The organism is Cupriavidus sp. 05T41 (assembly GCF_056396525.1).
Genome location: NZ_JBFTLQ010000099.1, coordinates 1 through 24958 on the forward strand (window position 1 = coordinate 1; position 24958 = coordinate 24958).

Sequence of the window (24958 nt, forward strand, 5' to 3'; positions counted from 1 at the left end):
CGGCCGTGCCTGCCGTCGTGGCGGCCACGCCAGCCCCGGTGGCCGCGGCGCCCGCGGCACCCGCGGCCGCGGGCAACGGCGAGCTGCGCATCCGCTTCGCGTCCGACACCTGGTACGAGATTCGCGACCGCAGCGGCAAGGTCGTGCTGGGCGGCACCGCGCGCGCCGGCCAGGACCTCAGCGGCGGCGGCACGCCACCCTACAAGGTGGTGATCGGCAATGTGAAGGGGGTCGAGTCGCTCACCCGCAATGGCGCGCCGGTCGATCTGGCGGCTGCCAACCGCAACAACGTGGCGCGCCTGACGCTGCCCTGAAAACACCGTTTCTCCAGCCATGCGCAATCGCAGGGCGAGGCAAGGCCAAGGTGGTAATGCTATGAATCAACTGGATCAACAGGCTTGTATGCCGGTACTGCCCGGCCCGCTGCCCCGCCGCATGACGCGCCAGGCGCGCGTGGTGTGGGGCGACAATGTGGTCACCATCGGTGGCGGCGCACCCGTGCGCGTGCAGTCGATGACCAACACCGATACGGTGGATGCCATCGGCACCGCCATCCAGATCAAGGAACTGGCGCGTGCCGGCTCCGAGATCGTGCGTATCACGGTGAACACGCCCGAGGCCGCCGCCGCGGTGCCGGCCGTGCGCGAGCAGCTCGATCGCATGGGCGTGAACGTGCCGCTGGTGGGCGATTTCCACTACAACGGCCACAAGCTGCTGCAGGACTATCCCGAGTGCGCCGCGGCGCTGTCGAAGTACCGCATCAACCCCGGCAACGTGGGGCAGGGCGCGAAGCGCGACACGCAGTTCGCGCAGATGATCGAGATGGCCATCCGCTACAACAAGCCGGTGCGCATCGGCGTGAACTGGGGCAGCCTGGACCAGTCGCTGCTGGCGCGCGTCATGGACGAGAATGCGCGGCGCGCGCAGCCGTGGCCGGCGCAGAACGTGATGGTCGAGGCGCTGATCACCTCCGCCATCGAGTCGGCGAAAAAGGCCGAGGAAATCGGCCTGTCGGGCGACCAGATCATCCTGTCGTGCAAGGTCTCGCAGGTGCAGGAGCTGATCGCCGTGTACCGCGAGCTGGCCAAGCGCTGCGACTACGCGCTGCACCTGGGCCTGACCGAGGCGGGCATGGGCAGCAAGGGCATCGTCGCCTCTACGGCGGCGCTGTCGGTGCTGCTGCAGGAAGGCATCGGCGACACCATCCGCATCTCGCTGACGCCAGAGCCGGGCGCGCCGCGCGAGAAGGAAGTCTACGTGGGGCAGGAAATCCTGCAGACCATGGGCCTGCGCAACTTCACCCCGATGGTGATTGCCTGCCCGGGTTGCGGCCGCACCACCAGCACCACCTTCCAGGAACTGGCGGCCAGCATCCAGAGCTACCTGCGCGAGCAGATGCCGGTCTGGAAGACCGAATTCCCCGGCGTGGAAGAAATGGACGTGGCCGTGATGGGCTGCATCGTGAACGGCCCTGGCGAAAGCAAGCATGCCAATATCGGCATCTCGCTGCCGGGCTCGGGCGAATCGCCGGCGGCGCCGGTGTTCGTCGATGGCGTCAAGGTCAAGACCTTGCGCGGCGACCGGATTGCCGAGGAATTCCAGGCGATCGTCGACGACTATGTGCGCTCCCACTATGGCAGCAATGCCGGGCGCGCAGGCAATGAGGTGGCGGCCTGATCCGTCGCGGACAGGGCACCACAGGGAAAGACAACAGAAGATGAATCAACCCGTGAATCCGGCGGCCGGCGGCGACGCCGCCAAGGCCGGCGACAACAAGGCAGACAGCAAGGGCAAGGCCGCCAAGGCCTTGCAGGGCGTCAAGGGCATGAACGACATGCTGCCGGCGGACGCGCCGCTGTGGGAGCATTTCGAGAACGCCGCGCGCGCCATGCTGCGCGCCTATGGCTACCAGCAGATCCGCACGCCGATCGTCGAGCATACGCAGCTGTTCGTGCGCGGTATCGGCGAGGTGACCGACATCGTCGAGAAGGAAATGTATTCCTTCACCGATGCGCTCAACGGCGAGCAGCTGACGATGCGCCCGGAAGGCACCGCCGCCGCGGTGCGTGCCACCATCGAGCACAACCTGCTGTACGACGGCCCCAAGCGCCTGTGGTACACCGGCCCGATGTTCCGCCACGAGCGGCCCCAGCGCGGCCGTTACCGCCAGTTCCACCAGCTCGGCGCCGAGGCGCTGGGCTTTGCCGGCCCCGACGTGGACGCCGAGATCATCCTGATGTGCCAGCGCCTGTGGGACGACCTTGGCCTGGTCGGGGTGCGCCTGGAGCTGAACTCGCTGGGCCAGGCCAATGAGCGCGCCGCCCACCGCGAGGAACTGATCAAGTACCTGGAAGGTTTCCAGGACATCCTCGACGAGGACAGCAAGCGCCGTCTCTACACCAACCCGCTGCGCGTGCTCGACACCAAGAATCCCGCGCTGCAGGAGATGGCGGCCAACGCGCCCAAGCTGATCGATTTCCTCGGCGAGGAATCGCTGGCCCACTTCGAAGGCGTGCAGCGCCTGCTCAAGGCCAACAACATTCCGTTCAAGATCAACCCGCGCCTGGTGCGCGGGCTGGACTACTACAACCTGACGGTGTTCGAGTGGATCACCGACAAGCTTGGCGCGCAAGGCACCATCGCCGGCGGCGGACGCTACGATCCGCTGATCGCGCAGATGGGCGGCAAGGGCGCGCCGGCCTGCGGCTGGGCCATGGGCATCGAGCGCATCATCGAGCTGATCCGCGAGGAAGGGCTGGTGCCCGAGGCCGAGGGCTGCGACGTCTACCTGGTGCACCAGGGCGCGGCGGCTGCGGAGCAGGCCATGATCGCCGCCGAGCGGCTGCGCGATGCCGGCCTCGATGTGCTGCTGCACGCCACGCCGGACGGCAAGAGCGGCAGCTTCAAGTCGCAGATGAAGCGCGCGGACGGCAGCGGCGCTGCCTATGCCGTTATCATTGGCGACGATGAAGTGGCGGCTGGCACGGCCCAGGTCAAGGATTTGCGCCAGGGCGCGCAGGCCGAGGGCGGCGGTGCGCAGGTGACGGTGCCGGCGGAAACGCTGGTCGACCACATCATCGACGCCATGGTGGGCGCCAGCGAATAAACGCGCCCGGCCGCCGGCACGGGCAGCAAGACCAGGGGTCGCGCGCGGCCCCTCATACAAACATACGCGGGTGGATCCCTCGACATGGCTTACGATCTAGAAGAACAGGAACAGCTTGAGAGCCTCAAGGCCTGGTGGCGCCAGTACGGCAACACCGTGACCTGGGCGCTGATCGCCGGCTTGCTGGCCTTTGCTGCCTGGAGCGGCTGGAACTACTGGCAGCGCAAGCAGGCCGGCGAAGCCGCGCTGCTGTACGAGCAGGTCGTCAAGGCTGCCGACAGCCGCGACGTGGAGCGCATCAAGCGCGCCGCGGGCGACCTCGAGCAGAAGTTCGGCAAGACCGCCTATGGCCCCATGTCTGCGCTGGTGGCCGCCAAGGTGCTGTACGATGCGGGCGACCTGGCCGGCGCCAAGGTCCAGCTGCAATGGGCGATCGACCACGGCGACGGCGAATACGCCTATCTGGCGCGCGTGCGCCTGGCCGGCGTGCTGCTCGACGAGAAGGCCTACGACCAGGGCCTGGCCCTGCTCAAGGACGAGCCGCCGGCACCGTTCACGGCGCTGTATGCGGATCGCCGCGGCGACCTGCTGGCTGCGCAGGACAAGCGTGCCGACGCGCGCACGGCGTACCGGCAGGCGCTCGACAAGCTCAACGCCAATGATGCGGCCATGCGCCAGATCATCCAGTTCAAGCTCGACGCGCTGGGCACCGCCTGAGGGCGGCATTGCCCGGCTCTCCGGCCCGCAGGCAGGGCGCCCGTGCGCGGGCGCGGCTGCTGCCAGCAAAATCGCGTTTCAACCCAATTCAGGATCGGAACCTCATGACGTCATTGTTTTCCGGCACGGCCAAGAACCAGCAACACGGCAATTTCGTCCGCGCCCTGGTGGTGGCCTCCGCGTGTGTCGCCACCCTGGGCGGCTGCTCGCTGTTCAGCAAGGCTGACAAGCGCACGCCGGTCGAACTCAAGCCGATCACCCAGACCTTGTCGGTGCGCCAGGCCTGGAAGGCCGGCGTCGGCAAGAGCGGCCCGTACTCGCTGCAGCCGGCAGTGGCCGGCGGCACGGTCTACGCGTCCTCCAACGGCGGCAAGGTGATGGCGTTCGACGGCACGACCGGCCGCACGCTGTGGGAGGCCAAGACCGATATCGACCTGACCAGCGGTCCCGGCAGCGACGGCACCGTCACCGCGGTGGCGGGCGAGAAGGGCGCCGTGTTTGCCTTCGACAACAGTGGCAAGCAGCTCTGGAAGAAGCAGGTCAACGGCGAGGTCCTGTCCGCGCCGCTGGTCGGCAACGGCCTGGTGGTGGTGCGCACCACCGACACGCGCGTGCTCGGGCTGGATGCGCAGACCGGCGAGCGCCGCTGGATCTACCAGCGCTCGCAGACCGCGCTCAACCTGCGCGCGGCGATGGGCATGGTGTTTGCCGGCGACGGCATCGTGATGGGCTTCCCGGGCGGCAAGCTCGGCGTGCTGGCCCCGGGCAACGGCGTGCTGCGCTGGGAAAGCACGGTGTCCTATCCGAAGGGCGTGTCCGAGATCGAACGGCTCAACGACGTCACCGGCCAGCCGATGGTCAATGGCCGCCAGGTCTGCGCCACCACCTTCCAGGGCCGCGTGGCCTGCCTGGAACTGGCCAATGGCCAGCCGCAATGGGGCAAGGATTTCTCGTCGCCGACCGGCCCCGCGCAGGATGACGGCTCGCTGTACGCCAGCGACGAACGCTCGGTCGTGCATGCGTTCGACCGCCAGAACGGCAACGAGCGCTGGAAGAACGACCAGTTGCTGTATCGCCGCCTGGGCACGCCGCTGGCGCTGGGCCGCTCGGTGGTGATGGGCGACTATGATGGCTATGTGCATTTCCTCTCGCGCGAAGACGGCCAGTTCGTGGCCCGCGTGAAGACCGACGGCAGCGAGATTACCGCCGCGCCGGTGGTGGCGGGCGCATCGTTGGTGGTGCAGACGCGCGACGGCAACCTCTACGGCTTCGTGCCGGACTGAGGCGCCGCGACAATGAAGGCGATGGCCCGTGCACCTGTCGGCATGGGCTGCGCCAATCCGGTAGCACGGTCCGCGGGATCGTGCAGGTGAACGAGGCCGGGCTGCAATGCCAGCCCGGTTGCCCGACAGGAAACGTGGCCAGGTGCGTAGCGCCCGGCCGTCGGACCCACATCACTCCGGAGTTCCTGGGGGGCGGCATCTGCCGGCCCCCATTTCCGTTTATTGCATGAAACCAGTTATCGCTCTGGTCGGCCGTCCCAATGTGGGCAAGTCGACGCTATTCAACCGCATGACCCGCTCGCGCGACGCTCTCGTCGCCGACCTGCCCGGGCTCACGCGCGACCGTCACTACGGCGAAGGCCGCATCGGTGAACGCCCGTTCATCGCCATCGATACCGGCGGCTTCGAGCCGGTGGCCAAGGACGGCATCGTGGCCGAGATGGCCAAGCAGACCCGCCAGGCCGTGGTCGAGGCCGACGTGGTGATCTTCCTCGTCGACGGCCGTCTCGGGCTGGCACCGCAGGACCGCGTGATCGCGGACTACCTGCGCAAGACCGGCCGCCGCGTCATGCTGGCCGTGAACAAGGCCGAGGGCATGAAGTACACCACCGTGGCCGCGGAGTTCTACGAGCTCGGCATGGGTGACCCCTATGCCATCTCGTCCACGCACGGCGACGGTGTGCGCGAACTGGTGGACGAGGCGCTGGAGCTGGCGGTCAAGGAACGTCCCGAACTGGCCGAGGAAGAGGACAGCGCCCAGCGCGGCGTCAAGATCGCCATCGTGGGCCGTCCCAACGTGGGCAAGTCCACCCTGGTCAACACGCTGATCGGCGAAGAGCGCGTGATCGCCTTCGACATGCCCGGCACCACGCGCGACGCGATCTACGTGGAATTCGAGCGCGGCGGCAAGCCTTACACGCTGATCGATACCGCTGGCCTGCGCAAGCGCGGCAAGGTGTTCGAGGCGATCGAGAAATTCTCGGTGGTCAAGACCTTGCAGTCGATCGCCGACGCCAATGTGGTGGTGCTGTTGCTCGACGCGCAGCAGGACGTTTCCGAGCAGGATGCGCATATCGCCGGCTTTATCGTGGAGTCGGGCCGCGCGCTGGTGGTCGGCGTCAACAAATGGGACGGGCTCGACGGCCATGCCCGCGACCGCATCAAGCACGATCTGGAGCGCAAGCTGCAGTTCCTGGATTTCGCCAACTTCCATTTCGTGTCGGCGCGCGAGCGCACCGGCATCAGCGCGCTGCTGCGCTCGGTGGACGATGCCTACGCGGCGGCGATGGTCAAGCTGCCCACGCCGCAGCTCACGCGCATCCTGCAGGAAGCGGTCGAGTTCCAGCAACCCAGGCGCGTCGGCGCGACCCGGCCCAAGCTGCGCTACGCGCACCAGGGCGGCTCCAATCCGCCGATCATCGTGGTGCACGGGAACTCGCTCTCGGGTGTCGCGGACAGCTATCGGCGCTATCTCGAAAATCGCTTCCGCACGGCATTCAAGCTCAAGGGCACGCCGCTGCGCATCGAATTTCGTACGAACAAAAACCCATATGCCGACTCGAAGGATTGAGTCGGGCAGCGGGGGCCATGGCGGGCAAGTTTCGTTTGCGTTCGTTTGGAACTGAGGCTAAATTCTCGTTAGCAGGGGGTTCCCTGCGAGACGATGCTAGCTTGGTACCGTTTTGATCTTTTTTGGCGCGGTTTTGCGCCGCTCGACTTGAATCGGGGATTAACGTCCCCATCATCAATCACTAAATCTATAATTTTGGAGTGTGCCATGAGCAACAAAGGGCAATTGCTACAAGACCCGTTCCTGAACGCGCTGCGCAAAGAGCACGTGCCGGTTTCAATCTACCTCGTCAATGGCATCAAGCTGCAAGGCAATATCGAGTCGTTCGACCAGTACGTCGTCCTGTTGCGCAATACCGTGACGCAAATGGTTTACAAGCATGCGATCTCCACCGTCGTGCCCGCGCGCGCCGTGAATTTCCGCGTGGACGATACGGCCGAGGGTTGATCCTTTACCGTAAATTCTGATGTTTCCGGCCGCCCGTCGCAAGCGCGACACGGCCGCCGCAAGCGGTGCCGCGCCGGGGCCTGAAATCCCGGTTCGACACCAAAAACGACACCGGCCATCCGGTTGTACCGCAGGCATGAACATGGGTCTGCCGCGGACAATGCCTCACCCTGGTGCATCCCACCGCGGACACCTTCCGCCATCGGGCACCTCCCGGGCCAGGCGCTTGCCTCGCGGCACCAGCCACGCCCCCGGCCGGTTTCTACGTTTTCCTTTATCGCGTTCCGCGATCCTCCCGTTTGCAATCTAGAGCTACCTCCAATTCCGAGTCTTCCCGCGCCATCCTCGTCGGCGTCGATTTCGGCAAGCACGATTTCCAGGAAAGCCTGAGCGAGCTGGCGCTGCTGACGTCGACCGCCGGCTCCACGCCTGTGCACATGCTGACGGGCCGGCGCTCGCGCCCGGACCCGGCACTGTTCATCGGCTCGGGCAAGGCGGAAGAACTCAAGGAGGCCGCCGACGCGCTCGACGCCGACGTGGTGGTGTTCAACCACACCCTGAGCCCCGCCCAGCAACGCAATCTCGAGCGCTTCCTGCAGCGTCACGTGATCGATCGTACGGGGCTGATCCTGGACATCTTCGGGCAGCGCGCGCAGAGCCACGTCGGCAAGGTGCAGGTCGAGCTGGCCCAGGTCCAGTACCAGGCTTCGCGGCTGGTCCGCGCCTGGAGCCACCTGGAGCGGCAGAAGGGCGGTATCGGCATGCGCGGCGGCCCCGGCGAGCGCCAGCTCGAACTCGACCGCCGGCTGCTGGACGAACGCGCCAAGCGGCTGAAGTCGGACCTGACCCGCCTGCAGCGCCAGCACAGCACCCAGCGCCGCGCGCGGGCGCGCAACGATACGCTGAGCATCTCGCTGGTCGGCTATACCAATGCCGGCAAGTCGACGCTGTTCAACGCGCTGACCAAGGCGCGCGCGTACGCGGCCGACCAGTTGTTCGCCACGCTCGATACGACGTCGCGGCGGCTCTACCTGGAGGGGCTGGGCAACGTGGTGCTCTCGGACACGGTCGGCTTTATCCGCGACCTGCCCACGCAGCTGGTGGCGGCGTTCCGCGCCACGCTGGAAGAAACCGTGCACGCCGATCTGCTGCTGCACGTGGTGGACGCCTCCAGCCCGGTGCGGCATGAACAGGTCGAGCAGGTCAACCGCGTGCTGGCCGAGATCAATGCCGACGACATCCCGCAGATCGTCGTGATGAACAAGATCGATGCCGCGCCGGAACTCCTGGAGCAGGGGCCGCGCGTGGAGCGCAACGAAGAAGGCGTGCCGGTGCGGGTGTTCGTGAGCGCGCGCGACGGCATCGGCCTGGACGCCCTGCGCGAGGCCGTCGTGGAAGCGGCGCGCTGGCTGGCCGAACGCCCGCCGGAGCGCCCGCCGCTGGATCCGCGTTTTTCCGACGGCCACGCGCATCTCGAGGATGCCCTGGACGATCACGGCGACGCCGATCCCGATGCCGGGCCCGGCGTCGATCCGGAAGAACCCGACACGCTGTAAGCCGGTTCGGCGGAAATCGGCGCCAGATTGCCCCAAATAGGAAAATGTGGCGTCGATGACTGTTAGAATCCCCCTGTTCCAACTATCCCGGACCCGTGCACTTCATGCCCCAGTTTCCCCGGAATCCTGAATCGAGCCATGCCTTCGGCGCCCGCGCCAGCGGTGTCGCCCCCTATCGGACGGCCTGGCAGCGTTTGCGCGCGATCCTGTCGTTGAACGATCCACGTTGGGGTCGGGGCGATGATGAAGACAAGGATAAGGACAAGGACGGCCGCGACAACAACCGGCAGCAGCAACAGCGTCCACCCCAGGACGGCCCGCCCGACCTGGATGAGCTCTGGCGCGACTTCAACCGTCGCCTGAACGGCCTGCTCGGCCGCAAGGAGAACGGTGGCGGCGGCAACCAGGGTTTTGGCGGCGGCGCGCGCACCCCGGGCAAGGGCTCGGGCGTGGGTGCCGGCGTCGTCGTGGTCGCGGCCATCGGCATCTGGCTGGCCAGCGGCTTCTTCATGGTGCAGGAAGGTCAGACCGCGGTCATCCTGCAGTTCGGCAAGTTCAAGTACACCACCGGCCCCGGCATCAACTGGCGCCTGCCGTATCCGATCCAGTCGGCCGAGATCGTCAACCTGTCGAGCGTGCGCTCGGTGGAAGTGGGCCGCTCGACCTCGATCAAGGACAGCAACCTGAAGGACGCGTCCATGCTGACGCAGGACGAGAACATCATCGACGTCCGCTTCACGGTGCAGTACGACATCCAGGACGCCAGCGAATTCCTGTTCTTCAACAAGACCGACCGCGGCGGCGATGAAGAACTGGTGACGCAGGCAGCCGAGACCTCGGTGCGCGAGATCGTCGGGCGCAACAAGATGGATGCGGTGCTGTACGAGAACCGCGAGCAGATCGCGCAGAATCTCGCCAAGTCGATCCAGTCCATCCTGTCGGCCTACAAGACCGGCATTCGCGTGATCTCGGTCAACGTGCAGAGCGTGCAGCCGCCCGAGCAGGTGCAGGCCGCCTTCGACGACGTCAACAAGGCCAGCCAGGACCGCGAGCGCGCCATCAGCGAGGGCCAGGCCTACGCCAACGACGTGATCCCGCGCGCCAAGGGCACGGCCGCGCGCCTGAACGAAGAAGCGTCGGCCTACAAGTCGCGCGTGGTCAACCAGGCCGAAGGCGATTCCGCACGCTTCCAGCAGGTCCAGGCGCAGTACGCCAAGGCACCGCAGGTGACGCGCGACCGCCTCTACATTGAAACCATGCAGCAGATCTATACCAATTCGACCAAGGTGCTGGTGGATTCGCGCCAGGGCAACAATCTCCTCTACCTGCCGCTGGACAAGCTGATGTCGCAGGTGCAGGCCGATCCGCGCGCGCCGGCCGCCGGCGCCGCGCAGGCTCCCGCCACCGGCAGCGGCAGCACGCCCGCGCCCGAGGCCAACGGCGATAACCGGTCGCGCGAACTGCTGCGCAACCGTGACCGCGATTCGCGCTGAGGAGCCCTGACATGAACCGACTGATTTCCATTGTCATTGGCCTCTTCATCCTGCTGGCGATCGGCTCCTCGATGGTGTTCGTGGTGGACCAGCGCCAGTACGCCGTGGTCTTCGCCTTTGGCGAGATCAAGCAGGTGGTGCGCGAGCCCGGCCTGCACTTCAAGTTGCCGCCGCCGCTGCAGAACGTGATCTTCATGGACCGCCGCCTGCTGACCATCGACGCGACCGCGTCCGAGCGTTTCCTGACCGCCGAGAAGAAGAGCATGGTGGTGGACTGGTTCGTCAAATGGCGCATCGTCGATCCGCGCAAGTTCTATGTTGCCTTCAACGGCAATATCCGCGGCGCCCAGGATCGCATGACCCAGCGTATCGATTCGGTCGCCCGCGAGGAATTCGGCAAGCGCACCGTGGCCGACGTGGTCGCCGGCGAGCGCGACAAGGTCATGCAGAACATCCGCTCGGCCATGGCCGACTACGCCCAGTCGGTCGGCGTCGAGATCATCGACGTGCGCCTCAAGCGCGTGGACCTGCTGCCCGCGATCAGCGAATCGGTGTACCGCCGCATGGAGGCCGAGCGCAAGCGCGTGGCCAACGAACTGCGTTCCACCGGCGCGGCCGAAGGCGAGAAGATCCGCGCCGACGCCGACCGCCAGCGCGAAGTCGTGCTGGCCGAGGCCTACCGCGACGCGCAGAAGATCAAGGGCGAGGGCGATGCCCAGGCTTCGCAGATCTACGCCGATGCATTCGGCCGCGATCCGCAGTTCGCGCAGTTCTGGCGCAGCATGGAGGCTTACCGGAATACCTTCCGCGACAAGCGCGACGTGTTGGTGCTGGAGCCCAATTCCGACTTCTTCCGCTATATGCGCTCGGCGGGAGGCGCCCCGGCGCCGGCCGCGGCGCCGGCGGCAGGACGTCGCTAGCAGGGCCACGCTGGGCGGCCACGGCCGCCGGGCGCCAGGACAAAACCCCGGCTTGCCGGGGTTTTGTCCGGCTGGAGGGGCGGCGATGCGCGCCGCGGCGGGCGTCGCGGCCGTCTCACGGCGGCGCTGCCGGGTGACTGGCAGCCGGCTTGCCGCTGGCGAGGAAGACTGCGCGAACGAATGCGCAATCGCATGCGCAAACGAATGCGCGAACGAATGCGCGAACGAAATTCAACGGGTGCACCAAGGGCGCCCGGCAACTGCATGACGTGAAGAGATTTACCATGTCCAACCACTGGCTTCTGCCTGAAAACATTGCCGACGTGCTGCCGTCGGAGGCCCGCAAGATCGAGGAACTGCGCCGCCGCATGCTGGACCTGTTCCGCACCTACGGCTACGAGCTCGTCATGCCGCCGATGCTGGAGTACCTGGAGTCGCTGCTGACCGGCACCGGGCACGACCTCGACCTGCGCACGCTCAAGCTGGTGGATCAGCTGTCCGGCCGCACCATGGGCCTGCGCGCCGATATCACGCCCCAGGTGGCCCGGATCGACGCCCATTTGCTCAACCGCTCCGGCGTGACCCGCCTGTGCTATGCCGGCAATGTGCTGCATGCCCGCCCGGCGGGTTTTCGCGCGACGCGCGAGCCGATCCAGGTCGGCGCGGAGATCTACGGCCATGCCGGCCTCGAAGCCGACGTCGAAATCCAGGCCCTGATGCTGGCCGCGCTCCAGGTGGCCGGGCTGACCGATGTCCGGCTCGACCTGTGCCACGCCGGCATCCTGGAAGCCTTGCTCGACGGCCTGCCGTCGAGCCGCAAGATCGAGGACGCGCTGTTCGCCGCGCTCGAGACCAAGGATGTTTCGGCGCTGCGCGAGCTGACCGAAGGCATGCCGCAAGCCGAGCGCGATGCGCTGCTGGCCCTGCCAACGCTGTATGGCGGGGTGGAGGTGCTGGAGCGCGCCCGCGCCACGCTGCCGGCCAGCCCGGCCATCGGGCGCGCGCTGGATGAACTGGCCGCGCTGGCCGCCGAGGTGAACGGAGCCAGCGTCAATATCGACCTGTCCGACCTGCGCGGCTACCACTACCACAGCGGCGTGATGTTCACCGCCTACGTGGCCGGCCTGCCCAACTACGTGGCCCGCGGTGGCCGTTACGACAAGGTCGGGGAAGCCTTTGGCCGCGCCCGGCCCGCAACCGGCTTCTCGCTGGATTTGCGCGAAGTTGCCGCGCTGTCACCGCTGGAAGTGCGGGCATTCGCCATTTTCGCGCCGTGGGATGCGGATCCCGAGCTGCGCGCGAAGATCGCCGCGCTGCGCGCCGAGGGCGAGATCGTGATCCAGTCGCTGCCGGGCCATACGCACCAGCTCGACGAGTTCAATTGCGACCGCCAGCTCGTGCGCGACGCCGGCGGCTGGACGGTGGTGCCGCGCCGCGCGGGCGCCTGAGCGCCGCGCCGGCTCGTTTCATTTCCTTCGCGTTGCAGGCCGATCTCCCCAAAATCGGGGAGTTGTCCGGCAACGAGAGTAAAATACGTTTTTAACCTTCTGACCAAATCAACATGTCCGCTTCTGCAGTAAGCCAGGGACGCAATGTCGTCGTGATCGGCACCCAGTGGGGTGACGAAGGCAAAGGGAAAATCGTCGATTGGCTTACCGATCATGCAAAGGGCGTGGTGCGGTTCCAGGGTGGCCACAATGCGGGCCACACCCTCATCATCGGCGGCAAGAAGACCATCCTGCGACTGATCCCGTCGGGCATCATGCGCGCAGGCACGGTCTGCTACATCGGCAATGGCGTGGTGCTGTCGCCCGAGGCGCTGTTCCGCGAGATCGAAGAACTGGAAAGCGCCGGCCTGCAGGTGCAGAACCGCCTGCGCATCTCCGAAGCAACCACGCTGATCCTGCCGTACCACGTTGCCATCGACAAGGCGCGCGAAGCGCGCCGCGGCGCCGGCAAGATCGGCACCACCGGCCGCGGCATCGGCCCGGCCTACGAAGACAAGGTAGCCCGCCGCGCGCTGCGCGTGCAGGACCTGTTCGATCCCAAGCTGTTCGCCGAGCGCCTGCGCGAAAACCTGGACCTGCACAACTTCATGCTGACCCAGTACCTGGGCGCCGAAGCGGTGGACTTCCAGCAGACCCTGGACGAAATGCTGGCCTACGCGCCGCGCCTGGCGCCGATGGTGGCCGACGTGTCCGCCGAGCTGTACGCGGTCAACGCCGCCGGCGACAACCTGATGTTCGAAGGCGCGCAAGGCACGCTGCTCGATGTCGACCACGGCACCTATCCGTTCGTCACTTCCAGCAACTGCGTGGCCGGTGCGGCCGCGGCGGGCGCCGGGGTCGGCCCGGGCCGCCTGAACTACATCCTGGGCATCACCAAGGCGTACTGCACCCGCGTGGGTTCGGGCCCGTTCCCCAGCGAGCTGTACGACAACGACAACCCCGCCCGCCAGGATCCGGTGGGCGTGCGCCTGGCCAACGTCGGCAAGGAATTCGGCTCGGTCACCGGCCGTCCGCGCCGCACCGGCTGGCTCGATGCCGCCGCGCTCAAGCGCTCGGTGCAGATCAACGGCGTGTCGGGCCTGTGCATGACCAAGCTCGACGTGCTGGATGGCCTGGAAACCCTGAAGCTGTGCGTGGGTTACGAGCTGGACGGCAAGACCGTCGACATCCTGCCGCGCGGCTCGGATGCGGTGGCGCGCTGCGTGCCGGTGTACGAGGAGTTCCCGGGCTGGAACGAGTCCACCTTCGGCGTGAAGGCCTGGGATGCACTGCCGGAACAGGCGCGCACCTACCTCAAGCGCATCGAAGAAGTGGTCGGCATCCCGATCGACATGATCTCGACCGGCCCGGACCGCGACGAGACCATCCTCCTGCGCCACCCCTACGTGGCCTGACGCCTGGCGCGCCCGCAAGGGCGCCCGTGGCATGACGCCGGCAAGGCGTCGAGAGCACAATAGCAAATCGGCCCGCGCAAGCGGGCCGAAACATTATCGGTCGACAGACCTCAAGCCGAAGAGCTGGAAAATCATGACCCTGCCATCGAACGACGACGAGAACCTGTGGATCTCGTGGGACGAATACCACAGCCTGATCGCACGCCTCGCACTGAACGTCCATGAGTCGGGCTGGAAGTTCGACAAGATCCTGTGCCTGGCGCGTGGCGGCTTGCGCGTCGGCGACCAGATGTCGCGCATTTTCGACGTGCCCCTGGCCATCCTCGCCACCAGCAGCTATCGCGAAGCGGCCGGCACGCAGCAGGGCGACCTGGATATCGCTCAGTACATCACCATGACCCGCGGCGAGCTGTCGGGCAAGATCCTGCTGGTGGACGACCTGGTGGATTCCGGCGTGACGCTGGAGCGCGTGGGCCGCCACCTGAAGGAGCGCTATCCCGCCGTGACGGAAGTCCGCTCCTCGGTGCTCTGGTACAAGGCCTGCTCCAAGGTCAAGCCGGACTACCACGTGACCTTCCTGCCGACCAATCCCTGGATCCACCAGCCGTTCGAAGAGTACGACACCCTGCGCCCGCACAACCTCGCGGCCTGGCTCAAGCGCGGCAAGCACGCCACCGACGGCAGCGCGGGCTGAGCAGGCAGGACGCCGGGCGCGGGCCCGGTCAGTACGCCACCGTGTAGCGCTGGCGAGAGTGTGCGGGCTTTTCCACCTCGTCGATCATGGCGGTGGCGTAGTCTTCCATCGAGATCCAGCTCTTGCCCGAGGCATCGGACATCAGCGTTTCCTCGCCCGTGCGCCAGCTGCCGGTGCGGGTGCCCGGCTCGAACAGCGCCGCCGGGGAGAGGAAGGTCCAGTCGAGCGCGCTCTCGGTGCGCAGGGCCGCGAGGAAGTCGCGTCCGGCCAGGGCTTCCGCCTTGTATGCCTCGGGGAACTGGGGGGTATCCACCAGTTGCACGCCGGGCGCCACCAACAGGCTGCCGGCGCCGCCCACCACCAGCAGGCGCGGCACGCCCGCCGCCTTTACCGCACCGACGATCTGCGCGGCGCTTGCCTGCAGGAAGCGCACCGTGCTGATGACCACGTCGCTGCCGGCGATCGCCGCGGCCAGCGCCCCGGTGTCCGCCACGTCGGCGTTGCGGGCGGTGAGGTTCGGTTGCGCCGGGAGCTTCCCGGCCTGGCGTGCGACGGCGGTCACTGCGTGGCCGCGGCGCAGGGCCTCATCGATCAGGCGGGTGCCGACGCGACCGGTGGCGCCGATGATTGCGATTTTCATCTTTAACTCCTTGCTTGGCTGTATAGCCTGGTTACTTTAGCCCGGCTGCATCGCCAGTGCGGCGATCGCGGCAGGGCATGCCCGCGGCTGGCGCGAGCATGGGGCTGATGTGAAACTGATTTGGTTACACATCAGGTCAAAAAAATCAGCGCTTGCGGCGCTCCGCGGCGGCACGCTCCACCTCCGCCAGCATGCCGGCGATGGTGGTCTGTGCCAGCGCGCTGTCCATTGCCGCCTGCGCGTGGTCGGCGGCCTGCTTCAGCGCACCCGTGATTTCCCGGCCCACCATGCACGCCGGGTTGGGCGCGCTGTGGTGCAGCGTGATCAGCGCGGTCGATTCCACCGCGCGGAACACGTCGAGCAAGGTGATCGACGCCGCCGCGCGCGCCAGCGAGGCGCCGCCGGTGCTGCCCATCGCGGTGCTCACCAGTCCGGCCTCGGCCAGCTGGCCCACCAGCCGGCGGATCAGCGCCGGGTTGGTGCCCACGCTGCCCGCGATCAGGGACGACGGCAAGGGCTCGTCGGCGCTGGCCAGCAAGGTGAGGATATGAACGGCAACGGCGAAGCGGCTACTGGTGGTCATGGTTAGTGATGCAATGTGAAACCATGATAGTTACAGATACCGCCGACTGTCAAGCTGCCGATTATCTGGCAGGCGGACGGCGTCGCGGCAAGGAGGGTGTCCAGGCCGAATAGCGGATGCACGGCTGGAGATGCGCTTGGGCATAAACAGTGCGGTTCATGGCGAAAATCGCGGGAAATCTTCGGGAAACACGACATTTGGACGCGCGCGTGGCGGAAGAATGCCGGTATCGGCACTGAAACTGATACACTCACCCGCAGCGCAGCAGTCGGCGCGAAAGGCGGTCGGTTGGCGGTCGGTTGGCGGTGGTTTTCGCCCGGGCCGCGCCCTGGTGGTTCGTGTGAACGCCGGGCCCTGTGACAGGGCCGCCTGAGGGCGGCGAGGCATACGCCGCGAACCGCCGCTGTGTTTATATTGATTGGTCGCGCGGTCGCGCGGTCGCGCAAATCGAAAATATCGAATCGGGAGCAGCAAGTTGTCAGATCAGACGCCGGAAAACAAAAAACCCGCAAGGCTCGAAAGCGCTGCGGGTTTCCCGTTTGATCTGGTGCCCAGGAGAGGACTCGAACCTCCACAGTGTTGCCACCGCTAGGACCTGAACCTAGTGCGTCTACCAATTTCGCCACCTGGGCGGGCGTCGAAACAACAGAAGCGCTCATTATAGCGACCGCAATACGTTTGTCAAATACTATCTATAAAATTGAATCAAAATAACTATCCGATCCCTAGCCGGGAAGAAATCCTCGGCGTCCTGAGGACGTCCGGGTCGCCCCTGTCGGCTGGCGACATTGCCAAGGCGCTCGCCGTCACGCGCAAGGAACACGACGGATTCCAGAAACGCCTCGCCGCCATGGAGCGCGACGGCCAGATCGAACTCAACCGCAAGGGCCGCTACGAGCTGGCCCACCAGCCCAACTTCGTGGTCGGACGCGTGCAGGGCCACCGCGATGGTTTCGGCTTCCTGATCCGCGACGACGGCGACGACGATATTTTCCTGCCCGAGCGCGAACTGCAGAAGGCGATGCACAACGACCGCGCCCAGGTGCGCGTGATCGGCTACGACCGGCGCGGCCGGCCCGAAGGCCAGATCGTCGAGATCATCGAACGCGCCAACCGCTACGTGATCGGCCGCCTGCTCAGTGAAGGCGGGGTGCTGGTGGTGGCGCCGGAAGACAAGCGCATCAGCCAGGACATCCTGATTCCGCCCAAGGCGCAGGGCAAGGCGCGCGTGGGGCAGGTGGTCAGCGTGGAAATCATCGACTATCCCGACCGCTACGTGCAGCCGGTGGGCCGCGTGGTGGAAGTGCTGGGCGACATCGACGATCCCGGCATGGAGATCGAGATCGCCGTGCGCAAGTACGGCGTGCCGCATGCCTTCTCCGATGCGTGCGCCAAGGAAGCCGCCGCGCTGCCGGACACGGTGCGCGAATCCGACCTCGACCACCGCATTGACCTGCGCGACGTGCCGCTGGTGACCATCGATGGCGAAGACGCACGCGACTTCGACGACGCGGTCTACTGCGAGCCGGTCAAGATCGGGCGTGCCAAGGGCTGGCGCCTGGTGGTGGCGATCGCCGACGTGTCGCACTACGTGCGCCCCGGCACGCCGCTCGATGCCGATGCGCTGGACCGCGCCACGTCGGTGTATTTCCCGCGCCGCGTGATCCCGATGTTGCCGGAGAAGCTCTCCAACGGGCTGTGCTCGCTCAACCCGCAGGTGGACCGCCTGTGCATGGTGTGCGATGCGGTCATCACCGCCAAGGGCGAGCTCAAGGCCTACCAGTTCTACCCGGCCGTGATGCACTCGGCGGCACGCCTGACCTATAACGAGGTCTGGGCCGTGCTCTCCAACACCAAGGGCCCGGAGGCGCACAAGCGCGCCGACCTGGTGCCGCACCTGCAGAACCTGTACGAGCTGTTCCAGGTCCTGCTCAAGTCCCGCCGCGAGCGTGGCGCGATCGACTTCGACACCACCGAGACCTATATCGTCTGCAATGCGCAGGGCAAGATCGAGCAGATCCTGCCGCGCACCCGCAACGACGCGCACCGCCTGATCGAGGAATGCATGCTGGCCGCCAACGTATGCGCGGCCGATTTTCTCGAGCGTTTCAAGCACCCCACGCTGTATCGCATCCACGCGGGGCCGAGCGAGGAAAAGCTCAAGAACCTGCGCGAGTTCCTCAGGACCGTGGGGCTGTCGCTGGCCGGCGGCGACAAGCCGCAGGCGGCCGACTACGCCGACGTGATGGACAAGATCAAGAGCCGTCCCGACGCGCCCATGCTGCAGACCATGCTGCTGCGCTCGATGCAGCAGGCGGTCTACAGCCCGGACAATATCGGCCACTTCGGCTTGTCGTACGAGGCCTACGCCCACTTCACCAGCCCGATCCGCCGCTACCCTGACTTGCTGGTCCACCGCGCCATCAAGGCCGTGCTGGCGCACACCAAGTACCAGCCGGCGTTCGCCCCCGGCACGGCGCTGAATACCGCCATCGCGCCCAAGGCCCGCCGCATGCAGGCCAAGGACGCCGCGGCCAAGGCCGAACAGAGCGCGGCGCGCGCCAAGCGCAACGAAGCCATCTGGGACGAGCTCGGCCTGCACTGCTCGGCCAACGAGCGCCGCGCCGACGAAGCCTCGCGCGACGTGGAAGCCTGGCTCAAGTGCTACTTCATGCGCGACAAGCTCGGCAGCGAGTACTCCGGCACCATCAGCTCGGTGACCTCCTTCGGCATCTTCGTGCAGCTCGACGAGCTGTATGTGGAAGGCCTGGTCCACGTTACCGAGCTGGGCAGCGACTACTTCCAGTACGACGAAGCGCGCAACGAACTGCGCGGCGAGCGCACCGGCATCCGCTACCGCCTGACCGACCGCGTGCGCGTGCAGGTTTCGCGCGTGGACCTGGATGCTCGCAAGATCGACTTCCGCCTGGTGCAGGAACCGTCGGCCAAGAACCTGCGTGCCCGTGCGCCGGTCACCGAGGCGCAGCCGCGCGTGCCCGCCGCGCACGCCGTGCCGGCGCGCAAGAAGGGCCGCCAGCTGGCGGCGCTGCTGGGCGGCACCTCCAAGCCGGAAGAATCGTTCGACGAAACGCTCGACCGCGTGATCGAAGAACAGCCGGTGTTCGAGGCCGTCATCACGCCCGTCAAGACGCGTATCGGCCAGGGCGGCAAGCCGGCCAAGCGCGCCGCCAAGCCCAAGCCGGCCCATCTCGGGTCGGGTCCCAAGGGCGGCGGCAAGCCGGCCGGCAAGAGCAGCCGCGCCGCGCGCAAGCGCTGAGGTGGCGGGGGGAGCCGCAACCGGTTCCCCCGCTCTGGACACGCGGCAAGGCCCGGCGGGTACAATCCCGCCATGGCTAAACAAAAACTCCTGATCGGCTTTCACGCCGTCACCGCGCGCCTGCGCCAGGACGCCGCGGGCGTCACCGATGTCTATGTAGAATCCGCGCGGCGTGACCGCCGCATGCAGGACTTCATCCGGCTTGCCGAAAGCCTCAATGTGCGCCTGCATCCGGTGGACGCAGAGCGCCTGCGCGGCATGGCCGGCACCGATCGCCACCAGGGCGTGGTGGCCCGCGCCGAAGACGTGGCGCTGGCACTCAATCTCGACGAACTGCTGGATGGCATCGAAGGCACGCCGCTGCTGCTGGTGCTGGACGGCGTCACCGACCCGCACAACCTGGGCGCCTGCCTGCGCGTGGCCGATGGTGCCGGCGCGCATGCCGTGATCGCCCCCAAGGACCGCAGCGTGGGCCTCAACACCACCGTGGCCAAGGTCGCCAGCGGTGCGGCCGAGACCGTTCCCTACATCACCGTCACCAACCTGGCGCGCACCCTGCGCGAATTGCAGGAGCGCGGCATCTGGGTGATCGGCACGGCTGACGGCGCCGACAAGACCGTCTACGACGTCGACCTCAAGGGTCCGATGGCTCTCGTCATGGGCGCCGAAGGCGAGGGCATGCGTCGCCTCACGCGCGAGACTTGCGACGAACTGGTCGGCATTCCCATGGCCGGCGGCGTGGAGAGCCTGAACGTCTCCGTGGCCAGCGGCGTGTGCCTGTATGAAGCGGTGCGCCAGCGCCGCCTGCCGCGCTGAGCCCATGGCCGCGGAAATCGATGCGCCTTCTCTGGCGGCCGCGCGCGGCCTGATCGCCGGAGCCGGCAGCATCATGGTGCTGACCGGCGCCGGCGTCTCGGCCGAGTCGGGCGTTCCGACCTTCCGCGATGCCATGACCGGCCTCTGGTCACGTTTCAATCCGGAGGAACTGGCGCAGGAAGACGCTTACCGGCGCCAGCCCGCGCTGGTCTGGGAGTGGTACCTGCACCGGCGCGAGCTGGTCGCGGCCACCCATCCGAACCCCGCGCATTTCGCGCTGGCCGCGCTCGCGGCGCAAAGAAACCTCACCCTGGTCACGCAAAACGTCGACGGCCTGCACCAGCGCGCCGGCAGCCGCGATGTGATCGAACTGCACGGCAACCTGTTCGCCAACAAATGGCTGGACGGCTGCGGCCGCTGCGACCCGGCCACGGCCATTCCCGGCATGCCGCCGCGCTGCAACCTGTGCGGCGCCATGATGCGTCCCGGCGTGGTGTGGTTCGGCGAGGACCTGCCGCGCGTGGCGCGCTATCGCGCCGAGCACGCGGCCGAGACCTGCGATTGCTGCCTGGTGGTGGGCACCTCCGGCCTGGTGTACCCGGCCGCCGGCCTGCCCGGCATCGCCAAGGACCACGGCGCGCAGGTCATCGTGGTCAATCCCGAGCCCTCGGCGCTGGACCAGACCGCCGATATCGTGCTGCGCGGACCGGCGGGCGTGGTGCTGCCGCAGCTGTGGGACGGATCCGTGCCGGCCCGATCCTGAACCGGATGGTCCCGCCGATTGCGCAGGGACCATCCCGGTGTGAACGGGAGCTGGGTGAGCGGGAGGCTAGCCCGCGATCAGCGCTTCCAGCTTGACCGCATCCGCTGCGAACAGGCGGATGCCGTCGGACAGCTTCTCCGTGGCCATCTGGTCCTCGTTCAACTGCCAGCGGAAGGCCGCTTCGCTGCATTCGATGCGGGCGATATTGGCGGCCTGGGCCTGGTCGACCGACAGCTTGCGCTCGACCGTGCCTGCGGTGGCGGCGAGTTTCTCGAGCAGGTCCGGGCTGATGGTCAGCAGGTCGCAACCGGCCAGCGAGAGGATCTGCTCGGTGCTGCGGAAGCTGGCGCCCATCACTTCGGTGGGGTGGCCGAACTTCTTGTAGTAGTCGTAGATCTGGCGCACCGAGCGCACGCCGGGGTCGTTGTCGCCGGCATTGGCGGCAACATCCCAGTTGTCGCCGGCCTGCTTCTTGTGCCAGTCGAGAATGCGGCCGACGAAGGGCGAGATGAGTTGCGCGCCGGCTTCGGCGCAGGCCACGGCCTGGGCCAGCGAGAACAGCAGCGTCATATTGCAGCGGATGCCTTCGCGCTGCAGCACCTCGGCGGCGCGGATGCCCTCCCAGGTGGAGGCGATCTTGATCAGCACGCGTTCGCGCGCCATGCCGCGCTGCTCGTACAGCGAGATCAGGTGGCGGGCCTTGGCCAGGGTGGCTTCCGTGTTGAAGGACAGGCGGGCATCGACCTCGGTGGACACACGGCCGGGCACGATGGCCAGGATCTCGCAGCCGAAGCCGATCAGCAAGGCGTCCATGACGGCGTCGATGCCGTCGTTGTCGCGCACGGCGCGGTCCAGCAGCGGGCGGTACTCGGCCTTCTGCACGGCCTTGAGGATCAGGGACGGGTTGGTGGTGGCGTCTTGCGGCGTGTACTGCTTCATCAACTGGAAGTCGCCGGTGTCCGCCACTACGGTGGTGAACTGCTTGAGCTGATCGAGCTGGTTCATGGTCGGTGAGTTGCTGGTAGAGGTTGGTGATGACGCCGGGCCGGTGTGCCTGGCCGCGGGCGTCGCTGTACATCGTTGCCTTCCCCGGCAGGGGAGGGCGGCGCAGAGCGCAATGCGGTGGCCGGCGCGCGGGATGCTTTCATGCGGTCCGCCGCCGGTCTCGAAGCCATTGTACCGCCGGCCGGTGGCGCCTCCGGCGATGCCACGGCAATCCGGTACACTATGCGGTTTCCCCCAAAAGCAGACGGGCTGTTGTCATGAATCAGGATGAACTGAAGGCGCTGGTGGCGCAAGCCGCGGCGGACTATGTCGAGAAGGAAGTGCCGGCTGGTGCCGTGCTCGGCGTTGGCACGGGCTCCACGGCCAACCTCTTTATCGATGCGGTGGCGGCGTTCAAGGAGCGCTTTGCCGGCGCGGTTTCCAGCTCGGAAGCTTCCACCCGCCGCCTGCAGCAGCATGGCTTCAAGGTGCTGGACCTGAACGAGGTCGATGAAATCCCCGTGTACGTGGACGGTGCCGACGAGATCGACGCCAGCGGCGCCATGATCAAGGGCGGCGGCGGCGCGCTGACGCGCGAGAAGATCGTGGCCTCGGTGGCGCAGCGCTTTGTGTGCATCGCCGATGGCAGCAAGCTGGTCGACGTGATGGGCGCATTCCCGCTGCCGGTGGAAGTGATTCCGATGGCACGCGCGGCGGTAGCGCGCAAGCTGGCGGCGTTCGGCGGCCAGCCGCGCCTGCGCATGACCAAGGAAGGCGGCATCTTCAAGACCGACAACGGCAACGTGATCCTGGACGTCAGCGGCCTGAAGATCACCGATCCGAAGGCGCTGGAGGCCTCGATCAACCAGGTGCCGGGCGTGGTGACGGTCGGCCTGTTCGCGCTGCGCGGCGCGGACGTGCTGCTGCTGGGCACGCCGGAGGGCGTCAAGCGCAGCGACTACTGACGCTGGGCTGCGACGGCCCCGCACGGGGCGCGCCGGAACGAAAAAGGGTGCCGCGAGAGGCACCCTTTTTTATTCCCGGGCGCGGCACCAGGCCGCGCGCCAGGCACATTACGCCTGCGGCGGCGGCACGTAGCCCTGGGCCTGGTCGGCGCCTTCGCCGAAGAAATACTTCTCGGTCTGCTTGAGCAGGTACTGGCGCGCGCGCGTATCGGCCATGTTGAGGCGGTTTTCATTGATCAGCATGGTCTGGTGCTTGAGCCAGCCAGCCCAGGCTTCCTTGGACACGGTCTGCCAGATCTTCTTGCCGAGTTCGCCAGGCAGCGGCGGCAGGTCGAGCCCTTCGGCTTCCTTGTTGAGCTTGACGCATTGAACCATGCGGGCCATGGGGAACTCCTTGTTGTCGTGTGATGTAGCCGGCGCGGCGAAACGGCCGGCCGTTGCGGTGGCGCTATTGTAACGAAGCCGGGGCGAGCCTTCAGGCTACCCCCACCGGCGTCACAGTTTTTTCATCAGCACCATCGACTTGCGTTGCCAGTTGTACAGCTTGCGCTTGTCTTCGGGCAGGTCGTCCACGTTGGCGTGCACGAAGCCGCGCTTGAGGAACCAGTGCTCGGTGCGGGTGGTAAGCACGAACAGGCGATCCAGGCCGAGGCTGCGGGCACGGCGCTCGATGCGCTTGAGCAGGCGCTCGCCGTCGCCGGTGCCTTGCGCCTCTGACGATACCGTGAGGCAGGCCATTTCGGCCATGCCCTCGCGCGAATACGGGTAGAGCGCGGCGCAGCCGAACAGCACGCCGTCGTGCTCGATCACCGAGAAGTTGGCGATGTCGCGCTCGATCAGGTGGCGCCCGCGCGGCACCAGCGTGCCGTCCTGCTCGAGCGGGGCGATCAGCTGCAGGATGCCGCCGACGTCGTCCAGCGTGGCTTCGCGCAGGCTTTCCAGGTCGGTGTCGGAAATCATGGTGCCGACGCCGTCGTGCAGGAACAGCTCCAGCAGCACCGAGCCGTCCAGCTCGAACGGGATCAGGTGCGCGCGCGGCACGCCGCCCTTGAGGGCCTTGACCAGGTGTTCCAGGTAATAGGCCACCTCGGGCGGCAGGTGGTTGTTCTGCAGTCGCTCGACGGCGGTGCGCAGCGACATTTCCGGCATCATCCTGCCGGACGCGTCCTGCACGCCGGGCACTTCGGTGATGAAGACCAGCTTGTCGGCCTTGATGGCGGTGGCGGTGGCGCTGGCCACGTCTTCCATCGACAGGTTGAAGGCCTGGCCGGTGGGCGAGAAACCAAGCGGCGAAAGCAGCACCACCTTGCCGTGCGAGAGCGACATGCGCACCGATTCGCCGTCGATCTTGCGCACCAGGCCGGTGTGCTGGTAGTCCACGCCTTCGACAATGCCGACCGGGCGCGCGGTAACGAAATTGCCCGAAATCACCGAGAGCTGGGCGCCGGCCATGGGTGTGTTGGGCAGGCCCTGGCTGAAGGCGGCCTCGATGTCCAGGCGCAGTTCGCCGGCGGCTTCCTTGGCGCATTCGAGCGCGGCGTTGTCGGTGATGCGCACGCCGGCGGCGAATTGCGACTCGACGTGGCGCAGCGCCAGTTGCTCTTCCACCTGCGGGCGCGAGCCGTGCACCAGCACGATCTGCATGCCCATGGCGTGCAGCAACGCCACGTCGTTGACGAGCGCGTTGAGCGTGCCGGCCTTGACCAGTTCGCCGGCGAAGGCGATGACGAAGGTCTTGCCGCGAAACGCGTGGATATACGGGGCGACCGCGCGCAGCCAGTCGACGAACTGCTGGTGGTCGGGGCCGCTTCGCTCGACCGGCTCGGCGGCCGGGGCGGGCACGTCGAGGGGCGCGACGAGGTGCGCGGCAGGGGCGGGAACGGGCAGGGGCTCGTCTTTTTCGGACGGCGCGGGCGCGTCGGCTGGCGTGTCGGTTCTTGCATTCATGCCGCGGATTATAATCCCGGCCAATGTCAGCACAACGCCCCGCCAAACCTTTGCCGCCGGATCGGAAAACCGATGCCGGCCGGCCCGCGCCCAAGGCCGCCCCATCCCCCGTCCAGACGCCGGCCCCGCCTGCCGCCAAGCAGGGCCGCCAGCCTGGCAATCCGGGTGTCGCTTCCGGCTCCGTTGCGGCCGCCGGCACGCAGAATCGCCCGCCGGCGCGCCGTGACGGGCGCCGGCCACCGCCGGCCGGCACGGTCGCGGGCGCCCCCGCCGCGCAAGCCGCCCAGGCTGCGCC

At 67.1% G+C, this 24958-nt stretch carries 22 protein-coding genes and 1 tRNA gene; 17 read left to right on the top strand and 6 right to left on the bottom strand.

Going from position 1 to position 24958, the window contains the following annotated elements; translation table 11 throughout:
• From AC1DKV_RS35115 to AC1DKV_RS35175, 13 genes are all read left to right on the top strand, one after another.
• The coding region (locus AC1DKV_RS35115) for a DUF4115 domain-containing protein (protein WP_477139157.1) at positions 1-314 on the top strand (314 nt) is incomplete at its 5' end.
• Positions 315-375: 61 nt separating this feature from the next.
• Positions 376-1677: a flavodoxin-dependent (E)-4-hydroxy-3-methylbut-2-enyl-diphosphate synthase gene (gene ispG, locus AC1DKV_RS35120; RefSeq protein WP_441623128.1), complete on the top strand. Its 1302-nt coding sequence runs from the start codon at positions 376-378 to the stop codon at positions 1675-1677.
• A gap of 148 nt (positions 1678-1825) precedes the next feature.
• Positions 1826-3106: a histidine--tRNA ligase gene (gene hisS / locus AC1DKV_RS35125; protein ID WP_441623166.1), complete on the top strand. Its 1281-nt coding sequence runs from the start codon at positions 1826-1828 to the stop codon at positions 3104-3106.
• An 84-nt stretch (positions 3107-3190) separates the two neighbouring features.
• The gene (locus AC1DKV_RS35130) at positions 3191-3823 is read left to right on the top strand and encodes a YfgM family protein (RefSeq protein WP_441623129.1); all 633 of its coding nucleotides are present in this window, start codon (positions 3191-3193) and stop codon (positions 3821-3823) included.
• Positions 3824-3927: 104 nt separating this feature from the next.
• Complete coding sequence (gene bamB / locus AC1DKV_RS35135) at positions 3928-5106, top strand: outer membrane protein assembly factor BamB (protein WP_441623131.1); 1179 nt, start codon at positions 3928-3930, stop codon at positions 5104-5106.
• Positions 5107-5332: 226 nt separating this feature from the next.
• Complete coding sequence (der, locus tag AC1DKV_RS35140; RefSeq protein WP_441623133.1) at positions 5333-6676, top strand: ribosome biogenesis GTPase Der; 1344 nt, start codon at positions 5333-5335, stop codon at positions 6674-6676.
• A 207-nt stretch (positions 6677-6883) separates the two neighbouring features.
• Positions 6884-7123: an RNA chaperone Hfq gene (hfq, locus tag AC1DKV_RS35145; RefSeq protein ID WP_017229727.1), complete on the top strand. Its 240-nt coding sequence runs from the start codon at positions 6884-6886 to the stop codon at positions 7121-7123.
• Between the two features lie 299 nt (positions 7124-7422).
• Positions 7423-8679 carry a GTPase HflX gene (gene hflX, locus AC1DKV_RS35150; protein WP_441623135.1) on the top strand — a complete coding sequence of 419 codons (1257 nt, stop codon included), beginning with the start codon at positions 7423-7425 and terminating at the stop codon, positions 8677-8679.
• Positions 8680-8783: 104 nt separating this feature from the next.
• Positions 8784-10172, top strand: coding sequence for an FtsH protease activity modulator HflK (gene hflK, locus AC1DKV_RS35155; RefSeq protein WP_441623137.1), 1389 nt, complete (start codon positions 8784-8786; stop codon positions 10170-10172).
• Positions 10173-10183: 11 nt separating this feature from the next.
• Positions 10184-11092: a protease modulator HflC gene (gene hflC, locus AC1DKV_RS35160; RefSeq protein ID WP_441643568.1), complete on the top strand. Its 909-nt coding sequence runs from the start codon at positions 10184-10186 to the stop codon at positions 11090-11092.
• 284 nt (positions 11093-11376) lie between these two features.
• Positions 11377-12540, top strand: coding sequence for an ATP phosphoribosyltransferase regulatory subunit (locus AC1DKV_RS35165; RefSeq protein WP_441623142.1), 1164 nt, complete (start codon positions 11377-11379; stop codon positions 12538-12540).
• Positions 12541-12653: 113 nt separating this feature from the next.
• Positions 12654-13994: an adenylosuccinate synthase gene (locus AC1DKV_RS35170; RefSeq protein ID WP_441623144.1), complete on the top strand. Its 1341-nt coding sequence runs from the start codon at positions 12654-12656 to the stop codon at positions 13992-13994.
• Positions 13995-14127: 133 nt separating this feature from the next.
• A complete protein-coding gene (locus tag AC1DKV_RS35175; RefSeq protein ID WP_441623145.1) occupies positions 14128-14688 on the top strand; it encodes a phosphoribosyltransferase in 561 nt (186 codons plus the stop codon).
• 28 nt (positions 14689-14716) lie between these two features.
• Here AC1DKV_RS35175 and AC1DKV_RS35180 read toward each other — a convergent pair whose 3' ends face one another.
• The 3 genes from AC1DKV_RS35180 to AC1DKV_RS35190 all read right to left on the bottom strand — a co-directional run bounded on the left by AC1DKV_RS35180 (position 14717) and on the right by AC1DKV_RS35190 (position 16543).
• Positions 14717-15328, bottom strand: a complete 612-nt coding sequence (locus AC1DKV_RS35180; protein ID WP_441623147.1) for an NAD(P)-dependent oxidoreductase — start codon at positions 15326-15328, stop codon at positions 14717-14719.
• A gap of 145 nt (positions 15329-15473) precedes the next feature.
• Positions 15474-15911: an Rrf2 family transcriptional regulator gene (locus AC1DKV_RS35185; RefSeq protein WP_441623149.1), complete on the bottom strand. Its 438-nt coding sequence runs from the start codon at positions 15909-15911 to the stop codon at positions 15474-15476.
• A 545-nt stretch (positions 15912-16456) separates the two neighbouring features.
• Positions 16457-16543 (bottom strand) — tRNA-Leu (locus AC1DKV_RS35190).
• A gap of 68 nt (positions 16544-16611) precedes the next feature.
• Between AC1DKV_RS35190 and rnr the strand changes: the two genes are divergently transcribed.
• The 3 genes from rnr to AC1DKV_RS35205 all read left to right on the top strand — a co-directional run bounded on the left by rnr (position 16612) and on the right by AC1DKV_RS35205 (position 20767).
• Positions 16612-19188 (top strand): ribonuclease R, encoded by a 2577-nt coding sequence (gene rnr / locus AC1DKV_RS35195; protein WP_441623151.1) that lies wholly within the window; start codon positions 16612-16614, stop codon positions 19186-19188.
• A 72-nt stretch (positions 19189-19260) separates the two neighbouring features.
• Positions 19261-20004 (top strand): 23S rRNA (guanosine(2251)-2'-O)-methyltransferase RlmB, encoded by a 744-nt coding sequence (gene rlmB, locus AC1DKV_RS35200; RefSeq protein ID WP_441623153.1) that lies wholly within the window; start codon positions 19261-19263, stop codon positions 20002-20004.
• Positions 20005-20008: 4 nt separating this feature from the next.
• Positions 20009-20767 (top strand): SIR2 family NAD-dependent protein deacylase, encoded by a 759-nt coding sequence (locus tag AC1DKV_RS35205; RefSeq protein WP_441623155.1) that lies wholly within the window; start codon positions 20009-20011, stop codon positions 20765-20767.
• A 66-nt stretch (positions 20768-20833) separates the two neighbouring features.
• Here AC1DKV_RS35205 and tal read toward each other — a convergent pair whose 3' ends face one another.
• Positions 20834-21772 (bottom strand): transaldolase, encoded by a 939-nt coding sequence (tal, locus tag AC1DKV_RS35210; protein ID WP_477139158.1) that lies wholly within the window; start codon positions 21770-21772, stop codon positions 20834-20836.
• A 257-nt stretch (positions 21773-22029) separates the two neighbouring features.
• On the opposite strand from tal, the gene rpiA reads away from it, so the two are divergent.
• Entirely contained in the window at positions 22030-22716 is a 687-nt protein-coding gene (gene rpiA / locus AC1DKV_RS35215) for a ribose-5-phosphate isomerase RpiA (protein ID WP_441623159.1), read from the top strand.
• A gap of 108 nt (positions 22717-22824) precedes the next feature.
• Here rpiA and AC1DKV_RS35220 read toward each other — a convergent pair whose 3' ends face one another.
• Together AC1DKV_RS35220 and argA are read right to left on the bottom strand one after the other, a co-directional pair.
• Entirely contained in the window at positions 22825-23100 is a 276-nt protein-coding gene (locus AC1DKV_RS35220; RefSeq protein ID WP_441623161.1) for an oxidative damage protection protein, read from the bottom strand.
• 111 nt (positions 23101-23211) lie between these two features.
• Positions 23212-24663 carry an amino-acid N-acetyltransferase gene (gene argA / locus AC1DKV_RS35225; protein ID WP_441623162.1) on the bottom strand — a complete coding sequence of 484 codons (1452 nt, stop codon included), beginning with the start codon at positions 24661-24663 and terminating at the stop codon, positions 23212-23214.
• Positions 24664-24958: the final 295 nt, after the last annotated feature.

Coding starts and splice junctions, on each gene's coding strand:
- hfq (WP_017229727.1), top strand. CDS start 6,884: ATGAGCAACAAAGGGCAATTGCTACAAGACCCGTTCCTGAACGCGCTG.
- ispG (WP_441623128.1), top strand. CDS start 376: ATGAATCAACTGGATCAACAGGCTTGTATGCCGGTACTGCCCGGCCCG.
- AC1DKV_RS35205 (WP_441623155.1), top strand. CDS start 20,009: ATGGCCGCGGAAATCGATGCGCCTTCTCTGGCGGCCGCGCGCGGCCTG.
- AC1DKV_RS35165 (WP_441623142.1), top strand. CDS start 11,377: ATGTCCAACCACTGGCTTCTGCCTGAAAACATTGCCGACGTGCTGCCG.
- AC1DKV_RS35220 (WP_441623161.1), bottom strand. CDS start 23,100: ATGGCCCGCATGGTTCAATGCGTCAAGCTCAACAAGGAAGCCGAAGGG.
- AC1DKV_RS35185 (WP_441623149.1), bottom strand. CDS start 15,911: ATGACCACCAGTAGCCGCTTCGCCGTTGCCGTTCATATCCTCACCTTG.
- rpiA (WP_441623159.1), top strand. CDS start 22,030: ATGAATCAGGATGAACTGAAGGCGCTGGTGGCGCAAGCCGCGGCGGAC.
- AC1DKV_RS35170 (WP_441623144.1), top strand. CDS start 12,654: ATGTCCGCTTCTGCAGTAAGCCAGGGACGCAATGTCGTCGTGATCGGC.
- argA (WP_441623162.1), bottom strand. CDS start 24,663: ATGAATGCAAGAACCGACACGCCAGCCGACGCGCCCGCGCCGTCCGAA.
- AC1DKV_RS35175 (WP_441623145.1), top strand. CDS start 14,128: ATGACCCTGCCATCGAACGACGACGAGAACCTGTGGATCTCGTGGGAC.
- bamB (WP_441623131.1), top strand. CDS start 3,928: ATGACGTCATTGTTTTCCGGCACGGCCAAGAACCAGCAACACGGCAAT.
- hflC (WP_441643568.1), top strand. CDS start 10,184: ATGAACCGACTGATTTCCATTGTCATTGGCCTCTTCATCCTGCTGGCG.
- hisS (WP_441623166.1), top strand. CDS start 1,826: ATGAACGACATGCTGCCGGCGGACGCGCCGCTGTGGGAGCATTTCGAG.
- hflK (WP_441623137.1), top strand. CDS start 8,784: ATGCCCCAGTTTCCCCGGAATCCTGAATCGAGCCATGCCTTCGGCGCC.
- rlmB (WP_441623153.1), top strand. CDS start 19,261: ATGGCTAAACAAAAACTCCTGATCGGCTTTCACGCCGTCACCGCGCGC.
- tal (WP_477139158.1), bottom strand. CDS start 21,772: ATGAACCAGCTCGATCAGCTCAAGCAGTTCACCACCGTAGTGGCGGAC.
- der (WP_441623133.1), top strand. CDS start 5,333: ATGAAACCAGTTATCGCTCTGGTCGGCCGTCCCAATGTGGGCAAGTCG.
- AC1DKV_RS35130 (WP_441623129.1), top strand. CDS start 3,191: ATGGCTTACGATCTAGAAGAACAGGAACAGCTTGAGAGCCTCAAGGCC.
- AC1DKV_RS35180 (WP_441623147.1), bottom strand. CDS start 15,328: ATGAAAATCGCAATCATCGGCGCCACCGGTCGCGTCGGCACCCGCCTG.